This window comes from Jiangella aurantiaca, assembly GCF_004349105.1.
Taxonomy (GTDB): Bacteria; Actinomycetota; Actinomycetes; order Jiangellales; family Jiangellaceae; genus Jiangella; species Jiangella aurantiaca.
In genome coordinates this window covers 1-643 of sequence record NZ_SMLB01000102.1, presented here as the reverse complement: position 1 = coordinate 643, position 643 = coordinate 1, and the positions used below count along the sequence as shown (strand labels likewise).

1 protein-coding gene and 1 pseudogene are annotated in these 643 nt (G+C 75.4%); both read left to right on the top strand.

Annotation, left to right across the window (positions count from 1 at the left end; translation table 11 throughout):
• Positions 1–291: aromatic amino acid lyase (locus E1262_RS30055; RefSeq protein WP_162606146.1), on the top strand; the 291-nt coding region annotated here is incomplete at its 5' end.
• 13 nt (positions 292–304) lie between these two features.
• Positions 305–643 (top strand): annotated as a pseudogene (locus E1262_RS30050) (urocanate hydratase); the annotation flags it as partial.

Sequence of the window (643 nt, the reverse complement as noted above, 5' to 3'; positions counted from 1 at the left end):
GAGGACCACGTCTCGATGGGCTGGGCGGCCGGGCGCAAGCTGCGCCGCGCGCTCGACGGCGTCGCCCGGGTGCTCGCGGTCGAGCTGCTGACGGCGGCCCGGGCGCTGGACCTGCGCGCGCCGCTCGCCCCCGCGGCCGGCACCGGCACCGTCCGCGACCTCATCCGCGAGCACGTCGCCGGGCCCGGCCCGGACCGCCACCTCGCCCCGGAGATCGACGCCGTCCTCGGCCTCGTCACGACCGGCCGGATCGTCGCCGCCGCCGAGGCGGCCACCGGCCCGCTGCGTTAGAAGGGAACCGCTCATGTCTGGACCCCGACCCGTCCGCGCTCCGCGGGGACGCCAGCTCACCGCGCTGGGCTGGCCGCAGGAGGCGGCGCTGCGGATGCTGCAGAACAACCTCGATCCCGAGGTGGCCGAGCACCCCGACGAGCTGGTCGTCTACGGCGGTACCGGCAAGGCCGCCCGGGATTGGCCGTCGTTCGACGCGCTGGTGCGTACGCTGACCACGCTGGGCGGGGACGAGACCATGCTGGTGCAGTCCGGCCGTCCGGTCGGGGTGCTGCGGACCCACGAGTGGGCGCCGCGGGTGTTGATCGCCAACTCCAACCTGGTCGGCGACTGGGCCACATGGGAGGAGTTC